At 62.4% G+C, this 14,574-nt stretch carries 14 protein-coding genes and 1 riboswitch; of the genes, 3 read left to right on the plus strand and 11 right to left on the minus strand.

Annotation, left to right across the window (positions count from 1 at the left end; translation table 11 throughout):
• Nucleotides 1–39: 39 nt before the first annotated feature.
• From HX807_RS15050 to cobO, 6 genes are read right to left on the minus strand one after another with little or no spacing between them, the layout of a single operon-like run.
• Entirely contained in the window at nucleotides 40–1,491 is a 1,452-nt protein-coding gene (locus HX807_RS15050) for a cobyric acid synthase (protein WP_177050359.1), read from the minus strand.
• Nucleotides 1,488–2,477 (minus strand): threonine-phosphate decarboxylase CobD, encoded by a 990-nt coding sequence (gene cobD, locus HX807_RS15055; protein ID WP_177050361.1) that lies wholly within the window; start codon nucleotides 2,475–2,477, stop codon nucleotides 1,488–1,490. Before cobD ends, HX807_RS15050 begins: the two co-directional genes overlap by 4 nt.
• A complete protein-coding gene (gene cbiB, locus HX807_RS15060; RefSeq protein WP_087694822.1) occupies nucleotides 2,470–3,378 on the minus strand; it encodes an adenosylcobinamide-phosphate synthase CbiB in 909 nt (302 codons plus the stop codon). Before cbiB ends, cobD begins: the two co-directional genes overlap by 8 nt.
• Nucleotides 3,375–4,025 carry a 5,6-dimethylbenzimidazole synthase gene (gene bluB, locus HX807_RS15065; protein WP_177050371.1) on the minus strand — a complete coding sequence of 217 codons (651 nt, stop codon included), beginning with the start codon at nucleotides 4,023–4,025 and terminating at the stop codon, nucleotides 3,375–3,377. Before bluB ends, cbiB begins: the two co-directional genes overlap by 4 nt.
• Nucleotides 4,022–5,413, minus strand: a complete 1,392-nt coding sequence (locus HX807_RS15070; protein ID WP_177050374.1) for a cobyrinate a,c-diamide synthase — start codon at nucleotides 5,411–5,413, stop codon at nucleotides 4,022–4,024. Before HX807_RS15070 ends, bluB begins: the two co-directional genes overlap by 4 nt.
• The gene (cobO, locus tag HX807_RS15075) at nucleotides 5,410–6,021 is read right to left on the minus strand and encodes a cob(I)yrinic acid a,c-diamide adenosyltransferase (RefSeq protein WP_003210751.1); all 612 of its coding nucleotides are present in this window, start codon (nucleotides 6,019–6,021) and stop codon (nucleotides 5,410–5,412) included. Before cobO ends, HX807_RS15070 begins: the two co-directional genes overlap by 4 nt.
• Nucleotides 6,022–6,100: 79 nt before the next feature.
• Nucleotides 6,101–6,338, minus strand: a riboswitch (cobalamin riboswitch).
• Between the two features lie 99 nt (nucleotides 6,339–6,437).
• Here cobO and HX807_RS15080 point away from each other — a divergent pair.
• Nucleotides 6,438–7,751, plus strand: a complete 1,314-nt coding sequence (locus HX807_RS15080) for a sorbosone dehydrogenase family protein (protein ID WP_177040350.1) — start codon at nucleotides 6,438–6,440, stop codon at nucleotides 7,749–7,751.
• A 133-nt stretch (nucleotides 7,752–7,884) separates the two neighbouring features.
• Here HX807_RS15080 and HX807_RS15085 read toward each other — a convergent pair whose 3' ends face one another.
• The 5 genes from HX807_RS15085 to HX807_RS15105 form a co-directional block, all read right to left on the minus strand.
• Nucleotides 7,885–8,427: a C40 family peptidase gene (locus tag HX807_RS15085; RefSeq protein WP_003210749.1), complete on the minus strand. Its 543-nt coding sequence runs from the start codon at nucleotides 8,425–8,427 to the stop codon at nucleotides 7,885–7,887.
• Nucleotides 8,428–8,571: 144 nt separating this feature from the next.
• A complete protein-coding gene (locus tag HX807_RS15090; RefSeq protein ID WP_177050376.1) occupies nucleotides 8,572–9,201 on the minus strand; it encodes a C40 family peptidase in 630 nt (209 codons plus the stop codon).
• Nucleotides 9,202–9,414: 213 nt separating this feature from the next.
• Nucleotides 9,415–10,119 (minus strand): DnaA regulatory inactivator Hda, encoded by a 705-nt coding sequence (gene hda, locus HX807_RS15095; protein WP_003210747.1) that lies wholly within the window; start codon nucleotides 10,117–10,119, stop codon nucleotides 9,415–9,417.
• 217 nt (nucleotides 10,120–10,336) lie between these two features.
• A complete protein-coding gene (locus HX807_RS15100; protein ID WP_177019653.1) occupies nucleotides 10,337–11,410 on the minus strand; it encodes an AI-2E family transporter in 1,074 nt (357 codons plus the stop codon).
• Nucleotides 11,411–11,463: 53 nt separating this feature from the next.
• Nucleotides 11,464–12,504 (minus strand): DUF2066 domain-containing protein, encoded by a 1,041-nt coding sequence (locus HX807_RS15105; RefSeq protein ID WP_177050378.1) that lies wholly within the window; start codon nucleotides 12,502–12,504, stop codon nucleotides 11,464–11,466.
• Between the two features lie 359 nt (nucleotides 12,505–12,863).
• On the opposite strand from HX807_RS15105, the gene purM reads away from it, so the two are divergent.
• Complete coding sequence (gene purM / locus HX807_RS15110) at nucleotides 12,864–13,922, plus strand: phosphoribosylformylglycinamidine cyclo-ligase (RefSeq protein ID WP_003210744.1); 1,059 nt, start codon at nucleotides 12,864–12,866, stop codon at nucleotides 13,920–13,922.
• Complete coding sequence (purN, locus tag HX807_RS15115; RefSeq protein ID WP_177050380.1) at nucleotides 13,922–14,572, plus strand: phosphoribosylglycinamide formyltransferase; 651 nt, start codon at nucleotides 13,922–13,924, stop codon at nucleotides 14,570–14,572. Before purM ends, purN begins: the two co-directional genes overlap by 1 nt.
• Nucleotides 14,573–14,574 lie beyond the last annotated feature (2 nt).

The raw sequence follows: 14,574 nt of genomic DNA on the forward strand, positions 1-14,574 counted from the left end.
CCGCAGCAACGGATATGTACACGGTCCATTACAAACAACTCAAACCCCACACAACGAACGCAGTAACCCAGTATCCAAATGCCGCTCTACCAGATCCGCCAACCGCTCAATATCCCGCTCCCGCAACCCGTGATAATCCACCTCTTGCACATCTTCCAACCCGGCCCAACGCAACAAAGCACTACAGGCCGCCGGAGCCTCAAACAATCCATGCAAATAGGTCCCAAGGATCTGCCCATCCTCACTCTGAGCCCCATCCAGGCGCCCATCGTCCAACTGCACCGCAGCCCGCACCAAGCCAGCGCCACTGGTTACACCCGCGTGGATCTCATACCCACTCACCTCGGCCTCCTCCAGCAACAACCGCCCCCGCACGTTACGCAGCTGCTTCTCCTCCTCCAGGGTCGTACTGAACGCCAACAACCCCAGCCCAGCGCTAGAACCACAAGGCCCTTCCAACCCCAGCGGGTCGTGCACCTGCTCGCCGAGCATCTGCAACCCACCACAAATCCCCAGCACCTTCCCGCCATACCGCAAGTGCCGCGCCACCGCCGTATCCCACCCGTTGGTCCGCAAATACGCCAAATCACTGCGCACACTCTTCGAGCCCGGCAAAATAATCAGGTCCGCCGCAGGAATAGCCTGCCCCGGCCCCACAAACTGCAAATCCACCTGCGGGTGCAAGCGCAACGGATCAAAATCCGTGTGATTACTGATCCGCGGCAACACCGGCACCACCACCTTGAGCACCTGCGCCGCCTTGTCGATCTGGCGCTGGTCGATGCCGTCCTCGGCCTCCAGGTGCAAATCCATCACATACGGCAACACCCCCACCACCGGCTTGCCCGTGCGCGCTTCCAGCCAATCCAGCCCCGGCTGCAACAGCGCAATATCCCCGCGAAACCGGTTGATGATGAAACCTTTGACCCGCGCCTGCTCGGTCGGCGACAACAATTCCAGCGTACCCACCAGGTGCGCAAACACCCCGCCACGATTGATGTCGGCAATCAGCAGTACCGGGCAGTCCACCGCCTCGGCAAAGCCCATGTTGGCAATATCATTCGCCCGCAGGTTGATCTCGGCCGGTGAACCCGCACCCTCGACCATCACCACCGGATACGCCGCACTCAAGCGCGCGTGGGAGGCAAGCACCGCCTGCATCGCGATGGCTTTGTAGTCGTGGTAGGCCACCGCATTCATGGTGGTCACGGCGCGCCCATGGATAATCACCTGGGAGCCCGTGTCACTGTTGGGCTTGAGCAATACCGGGTTCATGTCGGTATGGGGCGCCAGGTTCGCGGCCTGGGCCTGCACCGCCTGGGCCCGGCCGATCTCGCCGCCTTCGGCAGTCACGGCGCTGTTGAGCGCCATGTTCTGCGGCTTGAAGGGCACCACCGGGATGCCCTGGCGCACCAGCCAGCGGCAGAGTGCGGTCACCAGCGTGCTTTTGCCGGCGTCAGAGGTGGTGCCCTGCACCATCAAGGTACTCATGAGGCTTCCTTGTAGGCCTTCAGTGCCTGTTCCAGCCGCAACCAGTCGGCCTCGGTATCCGGCAGGCCGAAACGCAGGCTGCTGTTGTCGACAAACAAGCGCAGCAGAATGCCGCGCTGGGCCATGAATTCATGCAGCTGCTCAGCCCGGTCCGTGATCATCCACTGGAACAACGCGCAGCCGCCCTGGGGCCGCAAGTCGTGGCGTTCAAGCACATCAAACAGGCGCTGGCTGGCCGATTCGCAACGCAGCCGCTGTTGCGCATGGCCGGCGGTATCGCGCAGGCATACTTGCCCAAGCACCCGCGTCGGCCCGCTGACGGCCCACGGCCCCACCTGTTCGGCGAGCAGCTTGAGCAGCTTGCGCTCGGCCAGCACGAACCCCAGCCGCACTCCGGCCAGGCCGAAGAATTTGCCGAACGAGCGCAGCACGATCAGGCCGACTTGATGGGCCTGGCCCGCCAGGCTCAGTTGCGGGGTGATGTCCATGAAGGCTTCATCCACCACCAGCCAGCCGCCGCGTTGGGCCAGGCGAGCATGCCAGTCCAGCAGGCGTTGCGGCGTCAGGCTCAGGCCGGTGGGGTTGTTGGGGTTGACCACCACCAGCACGTCGAGGCTGTCGAGGAAGAAGTCGACTTCCTGCTCCAGCACTTCGCGCACGATGTAGCCGGCGCGACGCCAGGCTTCAGCGTGTTCGGCGTAACACGGCGACAGCACACCGACCTTGCCGGCCCGGCGCAGGCGCGGCAATAACTGGATCGCGGCCTGGGAGCCGGCCACCGGCAATACATGGGGCGTGCCGTAATATTCACAGGCAGCCTGCTCCAGGCCGTCGTCGTTTTCAGGCAGGCGCGCCCAGGCCCGCAGCGGGATTTCCGGAATCGGAAACGGCCATGGCGCCAGGCCGCTGGACAGGTCCAGCCATTCTGCTTCTGGAATGCCGTACTGCATCGCCGCCTTGCGCAAGCGGCCACCGTGCTCAAGCATAAAACTCAGCCCCCACACACAGGATCAGCAACCACAGCCACACGCCGCGTTGCACCAGTTGCCAGCCACGCTCGATGGAATCCGCATCCGCCGGCGGGCCTTCGCCCAGTGGCGGGCGCTGGTGCAGCTCACCGTGATAAATCGCTGCACCGCCCAACTCCACGCCAAGGGCACCGGCACCCGCAGCCATCACCGGGCCGGCGTTGGGGCTGTCCCAGGTCGGGCCCTGGGTGCGCCAGCATTTGAGAGCCAGGCGGGTTTTGCCCAGCAGCGCGTAGGTCAACGCCACCAGGCGCGCCGGAATGTAGTTGAGCACGTCATCGATCTTTGCTGCGGCCCAGCCGAAACGCTCAAAGCGTTCATTGCGATAGCCCCACATGGCATCCAGGGTGTTGCTCAGGCGATAGAGCACCACGCCGGGCACGCCAGCGACCACAAACCAGAACAAGGCGGCAAATACCGCGTCGCTGCCGTTTTCCAGCACCGATTCGGTGGCTGCACGGGCGACTTCGGTGCGATCCAGCTCGCTGGTCTGGCGGCTCACCAGATAGCTGACACGCTTGCGGGCCTCGTCCAGATCATCACTGCGTAACGCTTGCGCCACCGGCAGCACGTGTTCGCCGAGGCTGCGCATGCCGAGGGCGCAATACAGCGCGAGGATTTCCAGGACCCAACCGATGTAAGGCGCCCACGAGAGGGCCGTGGCCAGCAGGGTCAGCGGCACCACCGCAATCACCCAGGCGGTAACGCCATGGCTGCGCCAGCCACGGCCGCCGGAGTTGAAACGCTGCTCGATACGCCCGGCAAAATTACCGAACGCCACCAGCGGATGCCAGCGCCTGGGCTCGCCCAGCAGCGCATCCAGCGCCACGGCAGCGACACTCAGCAAGGCCACACTCATTGACTCACTCCCCAAACATTCTCGTACAACATGTCACTCAGCGGCCGTGGTTCGGTCCAGCCTTCGAGCTGCAACATCGGTGCCGGGTAGAACTCGGCCACCGGGCCCAGGCACAACACGGCCAACGGCTTGGCACCGGGCGGCAGGCCCAGCAGATCGGCCAGGGCCTGGGGCTCGAACAGCGAGACCCAGCCCATGCCCAGCCCTTCGACACGAGCCGCCAGCCATAGATTCTGAATCGCGCAGGACAACGATGCCATGTCCATTTCCGGCAAGGTGCGGCGCCCGAAGATATGCCGCTCGCGGTCGTCCATCAAGGCAGCCACCAGCACTTCGGCGCAGTCGTTGATGCCTTCGACCTTGAGCTTCATGAACTGGTCGGAGCGCTGGCCGAGAGCCTCGGCGGTGCGTACGCGTTCTTCTTCCACTAGCTGCTGGATATGGCCGCGCAGGTTGCGGTCGCTGATGCGGATAAAACGCCAGGGCTGCATCAAGCCGACGCTCGGCGCCTGGTGCGCGGCTTGCAGCAGGCGATGGAGCAATTGCGGCGCCACGCTGCCACCGCTGAAGTGCCGCATGTCGCGGCGTTCGGCGATGGCACGGTAGACGGCTTCGCGGTCGGCTTCCGGAAAGGCGTTGTCAGTCATGGCCTCATCGCGGGCAAGCCCGCTCCCACAGTAGATTGCGTTTCAACTCGGTCAACTGTGGGAGCGGGCTTGCCTGCGATGGCGGTCTCAAGGCTTGGCGCAAACAAGGCAGCCACCGCCATCGGGTTGGACGGGAAATAAAAGTGCACGTAGGAAGCCGTCATCCGGCCCTGACGATAAACCGCCTCGGCACCGCGCCCGCCATTCGGGCTCAGGCCCCGGGCAATCGGCTGCCACTCGGTGCTGGTCAGCGAGTGATGGTAGGTGTGACCGCGCAAGAGGCCTTCGGGCAGTTCGACGTTTTGCAGGGCCAGTGCCGCCAGACGCTTTTGCATCACGGCGTCGCCCTGGAGCAGGCCGACCAGTTCGGCACGGGTGCCGTCGACATCAGTGAGCGAGTCCAGCAGATAGAGCATGCCGCCGCATTCGGCCAGCAGTGGCTTGCCAGCAGCGTGGTGGGCGCGGATGGCGTCGAGCATCGCGGTATTTTCTGACAGCGCCTGGTGATGCAATTCCGGATAACCGCCGGGCAGGTAGAGGCTGTCAGCTTCGGGCAATGCGCGGTCACGAATCGGCGAGAAGAAGCGCAGCTCGGCGCCCATCGCTCGCAACAGGTCGAGGCTGGCGCCGTAGGTAAACGCGAAGGCTTCGTCGCGGGCCACGGCGATGCGCACGCCGGCCAGCAACGGTTGGGCCTCGATTACCTCGGGCGCAGCGAATTCCACCGGCGGTGGCAGCGCTACCTCACAGCTGCTGCCCAGGGCCTGGGCGGCGGCGTCGAGGCGCAAGTCGAGGTCGTTCAATTCGCTGGCCTGCACCAGGCCAAGGTGGCGGCTGGGCAATTCGATCCCGGTTTCCCGGGACAGTGCGCCGTACCAGCGCAGGCCTTCGGTCAGGCTGCCCTCAAGCAGTTGCGCATGGCGCAATGTGCCGACGCGGTTGGCCAGTACGCCGGCAAACGGCAGGTCCGGCTGGTAACGCGCCAGGCCCAATGCCAGGGCACCGAAGGTCTGAGCCATGGCCGTGCCATCGATGACCGCCAGTACCGGCACGCCAAAATGCCGCGCCAGGTCGGCGCTGGACGGCGTGCCGTCGAACAGGCCCATCACGCCTTCGATCAGGATCAGGTCGGCTTCCCCCGCCGCTTCCCACAGCAATCGGCGACTTTCCTGCTCGCCGACCATCCACATGTCCAATTGATAGACCGGCGCACCACTGGCGCGCTCGTGAATCATCGGATCGAGAAAGTCCGGGCCGCATTTGAACACTCGCACCTTGCGCCCCAGGTTGCGGTGCAAACGGGCGAGCGCGGCGGTGACGGTGGTTTTGCCCTGGCCGGACGCCGGTGCGGCGATCAGCACAGCAGGACAGTGACGGGGCTGATTCAAAGTTCGATGCCTTTCTGCGCCTTGATACCCGCCTGGAACGCATGCTTGAGCATGCCCATTTCAGTTACGGTGTCGGCCATTTCGATCAATTCGGGTTTCGCGCCACGGCCGGTGACCAGCACGTGTTGCATCGGCGGGCGGGCCTGCAGGTCGCTGAGTACCTGGTCCAGGTCGAGGTAGCCGTGCTTGAGGGCGATGTTCAGTTCATCCAGCACCACCAGGCCGATGGCCGGGTTCTGCAGCATTTCCCGGGAGACCGCCCAGGCGGCTTCGGCGGCCACGATGTCGCGGGCGCGGTCCTGGGTTTCCCAGGTAAAACCTTCGCCCATCACGTGGAAGCGCACCTGCTCGGGGAAACGGCGGAAGAACAGTTCTTCGCCAGTGCTGTTGCGGCCCTTGATGAACTGCACCACGCCACACTGCATGCCGTGGCCCATGGCCCGGGCGAGCATGCCAAAGGCCGAGCTGCTCTTGCCTTTGCCATTGCCGGTAAGCACCAGCAGCAACCCGCACTCGTTCGGTGAATTGGCAATGCGCTCGTCAATCACGGCTTTTTTGCGCAGCATGCGCGCCAGGTGGCGTTCGTCACGATCGGGGGATTCAGTCATGGCAGCTCTCCGTTGGGGCTGGACAAAAACGGCGGGCAGGAAAAAGACACATACAGACAGCCAAGCATCGCCCACCGTGATGCTGTTGGATGGATCAGGCCGGTCTCCGGGCTCATGAGTGGCATTGGATGCCGAAGGTGCGCCTTCCCATATCGCGGGCGATACAGTGGCTTAAGGCACCGTCTTGACTCATTTACCGTTGCGGGGGCAGCGCCGGGATCGTGGCAGCACTGTAGAAAAATGCGCTCACTCACCGGCTTCCCTGTTTCACTCAGTCGGCGCGTACGCCACAGAGCACCTGAAACAAGCCGCGAAGGTTAGTGGGTTGGGGGTGGAGCGTCAATTAAAGCCGGACATGCGCGTGAACCATCGGGCCGCTGCGTGCCTCTACCGCTACAGGTATTAAGGAGAAAACCATGCACAAGACCCGACTTGCCCTACTGATCATGCTCGCCGGCACCCTCGCCGCCTGCGGCGAAAGCTCTACCCTGCAAGTGTCCGACGGCACCGGGCCCTCGCCCAAACTGCCGGAACCGAATAAAACCCTGATCCCCACGGTGAATATCGCCCCGGCCATCGGCTGGCCCGAAGGCACCAAGCCAACGGCGGCGGCAGGCACTCAAGTAGCGGCGTTTGCCGAAGGCCTGGACCATCCGCGCTGGCTGTATGTGCTGCCCAATGGCGATGTGCTGGTGGCAGAAACCAATGCGCCACCCAAGCCGGACGATTCCAAGGGTATTCGTGGCTGGGTGATGGAGAAAGTCATGGGCCGCGCCGGGGCCGCCGTGCCGAGCCCCAACCGCATCACCCTGCTGCGGGACGCCGACCACGACGGCATAGCCGAAACCCGCACGGTGTTCCTGGAGAACCTGAACTCGCCGTTCGGCATGACACTGGTGGGCAGCGACCTGTATGTGGCCGATTCGGACAAGCTGCTGCGCTTCCCCTATCAGCCAGGCGAAACCTCGATCAAGGAAGCCGGCACCACGGTGACCGACTTGCCGGGCGGCAGCATCAACCATCACTGGACCAAGAACGTGGTCGCCAGCCAGGACGGCAGCAAGTTGTACGTCAGCGTGGGCTCCAACAGCAACGTCGCGGAAAACGGCCTGGAAGCCGAACAAGGCCGCGCCGCGATCTGGGAAGTGGACCGTGCTACCGGCCAGCACCGCATCTTCGCCTCCGGCCTGCGCAACCCCAACGGCATGGCTTGGGAACCGCAAAGCGGCAGGCTGTGGACGGCGGTCAATGAGCGCGATGAAATCGGCAGCGACCTGGTGCCGGACTACATCACCTCGGTCAAGGATGGCGCGTTCTATGGCTGGCCCTTCAGTTACTACGGGCAGCACGTGGATGTGCGGGTGAGTCCGCAGAACCCGGAACTGGTAGCCAAGGCGATTGCCCCGGACTACGCGGTGGGCCCGCACACAGCCTCCTTGGGACTGACCTTTGCCGAGGGCAGCAAGCTACCGGCGCAATTCAGCAATGGCGCGTTTATCGGCCAGCATGGTTCGTGGAACCGCAAGCCACACAGTGGCTACAAGGTGATCTTCGTGCCGTTTGAAGGCGGCAAACCCAAAGGCCAGCCGGTGGATGTGCTGACCGGGTTCCTCAATAGCGATGAGAAAGCCATGGGCCGCCCGGTCGGCGTGGTGATCGACAAGCAGGGGGATTTGCTGGTGGCGGATGACGTGGGGAACAAGGTGTGGCGAGTGTCGGCGGCTAAATAGCCAGCTTCGCAAACACCGCAAAACAAATGTGGGAGCGGGCTTGCTCGCGAATGCAGTGTGTCAGTCAGCTTGTTGTCGACTGATCCACCGCATTCGCGAGCAAGCCCGCTCCCACATTTGGTTTCGTGTTTTCCTAGGGGTTTCGTGCCAGGTGCTCGGCTGGCAACACACGCTTGGCGCTCAGGTAGGCATTCTGCCAATAAGCCTTGGACAGCGTGTCCAGCTTCACCGTACCGCCGGTCTGCGGCGCATGCACAAAGCGCCCTTCTCCCACGTAGATCCCGGCGTGGCTGACCTGCGAGCCGCCACCCGTGGCGAAGAAGATCAGGTCGCCGGTTTGCAGGTTGTTTTCGCTCACGTCCTGGGCGCGCATCACGATCAGCTCGCGGGTGGTACGTGGCAAGGAGATGCCCGCCGCGTCACGGTAGACGAAACCGATCAAGCCACTGCAATCAAACCCCGAGTCCGGCGTGTTGCCGCCCCAACGATAAGGCGTGCCGACCAGGCCCAGCGCACGAAAAAGCACGTCTTCGGCTGCAGGCGAGAAACTTTGGGTGGCATAGGTGTTGAACACCGGCTTGGGCTTGACGGCCACGGGAGCAGGCGGAGGACGACTTGCGCAGGCGCTGAGCAGCGCGGCGCAAACGAGAAGAATTAGGCGGGCCGAGGTCGACATGGGCAGAACAATCCTGATCTGGATGCGGCTTTCGCTGCCGAACGTTGAAAAACAGAACGCGCAAGCAAAGCTCGCGCGATCAATTTACAACAATGTCCAGGGATTCTAGCGCTTACACGTCAAACTTCAAGTATCACTTTAACTTTACTTGCTGGCGGTAACGGTAGTCGGGGCCATCGCCAGGGCGCGCTTGGCTTCGATGAAGGTTCTGCTCCAGTAGCTGTCACCCAGGTTGTCGACTCGCACACCACCACTGCGGCGGCTGCTGGAGTGGATAAACTGGTTGTCGCCCAGGTAGATACCGGCGTGGCTGACACGACCACGGCCAGCCGTACTAAAGAAAAGCAGATCACCGGGCTTGAGGTTGTTCCGCGCGACCAACGGTGCATCCACGTTGATCATTTCGCGGGTGGAACGCGGCAGGTTCATGCCGGCTTCTTCGCGGAACAGGTAGCCGATGAAACCGCTGCAGTCGAAACCGGCTTCAGAGATACCGCCGAAACGGTAACGGGTACCGATCAGGGACATGCCGCGTTCGAGAATGCTGTCGGCCAGAACGGGAAGCTGGTAAGGCTTGGCGCCGGCGAAGTCGGCGAGTTCTTTTTCAGTTGCGATCTCTTCCTGATAAACAGTGGAAGACTGCGACGCAACGAATTTTGCCTGGGACTGCTGTACTGGTTTTTGCTGCTCAGCCACGTTTTGAGTGTGGGTGGCGCAACCAAACAACAGGGTAACGAGTGCGAGAGGCACGAGGGGTGCGAAGCGATTTAGCATGGGCACGACCGTGGCTGATGTGTAAAGAAGCCGAGACTATGCCTTCTATCACATCGATTTGCAAATTCAATCGTGATCTATGTGACTTCTTGTTTGGACTATGACATCTAAGCCCTTAACACCCTATGCCAGCCATTTGCGTGGCCAAAACGGCCCAAACGCAGGTTTTCTGGCGCCTGTAATTTGCCGAAAGCCCCGGTTTTAAAGGGCTGGCTACCAGCCCAGGGTTTCTTTAAGGAAGGGAATAGTCAGCTTGCGCTGGGCTTGCAAGGAAGCCTGGTCGAGCTGTTCGAGCAAGTCGAACAGTGCGCTCATGCTGCGTGTACCGCGAGTGAGAATAAAATGCCCGACTTCATCGGTCAGGTGCAACCCGCGGCGCGAAGCACGCAGTTGCAGGGCCCGCAGTTTGTCTTCGTCGGACAACGGGCGCATCTGGAAAATCAGCGCCAGGGTCAGCCGCGACTTCAAGTCCGCCAGCTTCACCGGCAGCTCACGTGGCGAGGTGGAGGCGGCAATCAACAAGCGCCGGCCGCTGTCACGCAAGCGGTTGAACAGATGGAACAGTGCCTCTTCCCAATCTGCCCGCCCCGCCACTGCCTGCAAATCGTCCAGGCAGACCAGTTCGTATTGTTCAAGGTTGTCGAGGATCTCGATACCGCGGTCCAGCAGCTCCGCCAGCGGCAGGTACACCGCCGGTTCACCCATCTGTTCGAAGCGCAGGCAAGCGGCCTGTAACAAGTGGGTACGCCCCACGCCGTGCTTGCCCCAGAGGTAGATCAAGCTTTCGGTCCACCCGGCGTCGGCTTCGCAGAGCCGCTCGACATAGCCGAGTGCAGCGGCATTGGCGCCTGGGTAGTAATTGATAAAGGTGGCGTCGTCACGCAGACGCACACCTAGGGGCAGCTGAATCGGTTTCATGCTGACTGAACGGTTCCAATCGAACCGTTAGTGACCTCTGTGTAAAGTTTGCAAAGTTTATACCCGTGACGCCGGGCGCACAATGCAGCAGACCACAAGCAAAATCAAAGGTTTGCGTTAACTTGTTGGATTTGGTGAGGAATGTTTGACGCAATGGCGAAACGCCAGAGCCGATAAATGACAAACCCGGCCTTGAGCCGGGTTTGTGATGCTGCGGTTATAACTCCGGTTCGTCGGTTCCGGCGTACATGTCCGAGTCCTTGTACAAGTCGTGCACATGGCGCACCAGCACCATGATCACCGCCGCCACCGGCAGCGCCAGCAGGATGCCGGTAAAGCCGAACAGCTCGCCGCCCGCCAGGATCGCAAAGATCACCGCCACCGGGTGCAGGCCGATCCGGTCGCCCACCAGCAACGGCGTCAGCACCATGCCTTCCAGGGCCTGGCCGACCATGAACACCGCGACGATCCCGAGCATCGGGTATAGGTCGCCGTGGAACTGGAACAACCCGGCCACCAGCGCCGCACCGATACCAATCACGAAGCCCATATAAGGCACGATGGCTGCCAGGCCGGCGATCAGGCCGATCAACAGCCCCAGTTCCAGGCCGATCGCCATCAACCCCGCCGCGTAGATGATCCCCAGCGCCAGCATCACCAGCAACTGGCCACGGACGAAGGCGCCGAGCACCTCATGACACTCCTCGGCCAGGGAGACAATGCGCTCCTCACGGTCGCGCGGCAGCAGGCCGCGGATCTTGGCCATCATGATGTCCCAGTCCCGCAGCAGGTAGAACGCCACGACCGGGATCAGCACCAGGTTGGTCAGCCAGCCAATCAGTGCCAGGCTCGACGCCGTCGCCTGGCTCAGCACCACGCCGACAATGTCGGTGGTCTGGCCCATGTGCTCGCTGATGGCCGCCTTGACCTTGTCGAACTTCCAGAAGCCGTCTGCCAGCCCCAGCTTGGCCTGCGCCCACGGCATGGCCGTGTGTTGCAGCCAGTCGAGCATCTGCGGCGCCAGCTCATAGAGCTTGAACAGCTGCTTGGCCAACATCGGCACCAGCACCAGGACCAGCGCCGTGATGATCAAGGTGAACAACGCAAACACCGCCACCACGCCCCAGGTACGTGACAGGCCGAGCTTTTCCAGGCGATCCACCACCGGATCGAACAGGTAGGCCAGCAGTAACGCGACCAGGAACGGCGTCAGGATCGAATGCAGCAGGAACACAAAAACGCACAGCAGGACAATCCCGCCAAGCCACACCCAACGACGCGTATCCGCCATAAACCACTCCCTCTGTTATTTGCTTCCTGCTTCTATATAAGAAGGAAGAACACTTACCAATGAAAACGTAGCTGCGGCGTCGGCTCGACCGGTGCCGGTTGCGCGCCTTCTACCACCGGCTGCGGAGCCGGAGCTTCACCTGCCGGGATTTCCTGCAACTTGGCCAGGCTCAACTGGGTGCGCAGCTGCTCGGCGCTGCCATTCACCCGATAAACGATGCGAGTGCCGTCCACGCGCACTGGCTGGGCACCGAACGGTTCCAGCAGATGGCCGAGGGCGGCGTAATGCTCGAGATTCATGCCCTGCACTTCCAGCAACTGATCACTGGTGGCAGCACCGGCCTTGACCGCAAAGCGTGGTGCCAGGCGTTCGCTGACGGCCAGCAGCACGGCGTCGGCCAAAGCGGCGGTATCAGTGCCGGTGGCGGTGCCCTGCTCGCTTTTATCCCCCAGCCACAGGCGCCATTTGGCCGACCATTGGCCGCCGTCTTCGCGAGCATGCACCGCCAGCAAGGCATCGGCGCCGTAACGCTCGGACGCGGCGCGCAGCGGTGTGGCGTCAGGGCTTTCAAGATTCGGGGCGGTGGCGACGATCTGTTCGTCCAGGTCACCCAATGGCAGACGCAGCGGCAAACCACGGTGCTGGGCCGCGCGGCGCAGCGGCTGGGCGACGGCCTGGCCATCACCGACCAGGCTGCTGCCTTCCACGGAGTCGTTCAGCCACCAACCGAGGATCGATGGCCGATTGCTGCCCCACAGCGCCAGGCCCGCGCCACGCAACGCGCGGTCGGTGCTGACCGGGTCGAAATCCACCTGCAGGCTTTCCGGCGGGCCGGCGTCGTAGCCGTACTGACTGATGATTTGTTGCGGGTCTTTGCGGATCGCCGCCAGGCCCGGGCCATCGGCGGCCTTGGCGTCGCCGGTCAGGCGGATCACCAGGGTTTGCAGGGCACGCTGGGTCGCCTGGTCGCGCTCCTGGGGAGACTGACTGCTGACCGGCTCCAGCACTTGATAGAGACCATTGAGGGTTTCGGCATAACTCGCCAGGCTGACCAACGACAAGCAGCCCACAAAAAAATATTTACTCAGACCCATGAAAGAAGATTCCCGAACGGCAAATAAGCGGTTGGAACAGACCGCGTGAACACTGTTGAGCAAGGCTGTGACCACAGCGACCAGCAAAACATTCACAGGGTCTCGGCAAGTTTTTGTACTGTCATAACGATAGCGAGTTAAAGGCTATACCTTAATAGGGCCTGTGACCGACTCGATTAGCGATTTTTTTAACAGCTATTGCCCCTGCCCGTCGGCCCGAGGATGGCCGCTGCCCCTCAAGCCTGATAAAATCGCGCGCCTTCGCAGACCGTCAATGGCAGGCCGTGCTGAAACTTCAGGTTTCGGTACACCCGCCGCATTCGGTCGTTACCCCTGAATCCCCCCTAAAGGCCTGGATCATGAGCAAGCAACCCTCCCTGAGCTACAAGGACGCCGGTGTAGACATCGACGCCGGTGAAGCATTGGTCGAACGCATCAAGAGCGTCGCCAAGCGCACTGCGCGCCCCGAAGTCATGGGCGGCCTGGGCGGTTTTGGCGCCCTCTGCGAGATCCCGGCCGGCTACAAGCAGCCTGTATTGGTCTCCGGCACCGACGGTGTGGGCACCAAGCTGCGCCTGGCACTGAACCTGAACAAGCACGACAGCATCGGCATCGACCTGGTTGCCATGTGCGTGAACGACCTGGTGGTGTGCGGCGCCGAACCGCTGTTCTTCCTTGACTACTACGCCACCGGCAAGCTCAACGTCGAGACCGCTACCCAGGTGGTCACCGGCATTGGCGCTGGCTGCGAACTGTCCGGCTGCTCCCTGGTCGGCGGCGAAACCGCTGAAATGCCAGGCATGTACGAAGGCGAAGACTACGACCTGGCCGGTTTCTGCGTCGGCGTTGTCGAAAAATCCGAAATCATCGACGGTTCCAAGGTGGCTGCCGGTGACGCCCTGCTGGCCCTGCCATCGTCCGGCCCGCACTCCAACGGCTACTCGCTGATCCGCAAGATCATCGAAGTGTCCGGCGCCGACATCGAAACCATCCAGCTCGACGGCAAGCCCTTGACCGACCTGCTGATGGCCCCGACCCGCATCTACGTGAAGCCGTTGCTCAAGCTGATCAAGGACACCGGCGCGGTCAAGGCCATGGCCCACATCACCGGTGGCGGCCTGCTGGACAACATCCCGCGCGTACTGCCTGAAGGCGCCCAGGCGATTGTCGACGTGGCCAGCTGGCAGCGCCCGGCAGTCTTCGACTGGCTGCAAGAGAAAGGCAACGTCAACGAAACCGAGATGCACCGCGTGCTGAACTGCGGCGTGGGCATGGTCATCTGCGTGGCTCAAGAGCACGTTGAAAGCGCGCTGAACGTATTGCGTGAAGCCGGCGAACAGCCTTGGGTCATCGGCCAGATCGCTACCGCCCCTGAAGGCGCGGCTCAGGTTGAACTGAAGAACCTTAAGGCGCACTGATGCCTGCAACCTGTGATGTCGTGGTGCTGCTCTCCGGCACCGGCAGTAACTTGCAGGCCCTGATCGACAGCACGCGCGCCGGCGACAGCCCGGTGCGCATCGCTGCGGTGATTTCCAACCGCAGCGACGCCTACGGCCTGCAACGCGCCAGGGACTCAGGTATCGACACCCGCTCCCTGGATCACAAGGCTTTTGAAGGCCGCGAGGCCTTCGACAGCGCCTTGATCGAACTGATCGACGCCTTCAACCCCAAACTCGTGGTACTGGCCGGCTTCATGCGCATTCTCAACGCTGACTTCGTGCGTCACTACAACGGGCGTCTGCTGAATATCCACCCGTCCCTGCTGCCAAAATACAAAGGGTTACACACCCACCAGCGTGCCCTGGAGGCCGGCGACACCGAGCACGGCTGCAGCGTGCACTTTGTCACCGAGGAACTCGATGGCGGGCCTCTGGTCGTACAGGCAGTAGTTCCGGTAGAGTCTGCGGACTCTGCGCAGACGCTTGCGCAACGGGTTCACGCCCAGGAACACAGGATTTACCCGCTGGCTGTTCGCTGGTTCGCTGAGGGACGGTTGATTCTTGGCGACCACGGTGCATTATTGGACGGTCAGTTACTTGCGGCCAGCGGCCACTTGATTCGAACCTAGGA

Source organism: Pseudomonas sp. D8002 (assembly GCF_013385695.1).
Classification (GTDB): domain Bacteria; phylum Pseudomonadota; class Gammaproteobacteria; order Pseudomonadales; family Pseudomonadaceae; genus Aquipseudomonas.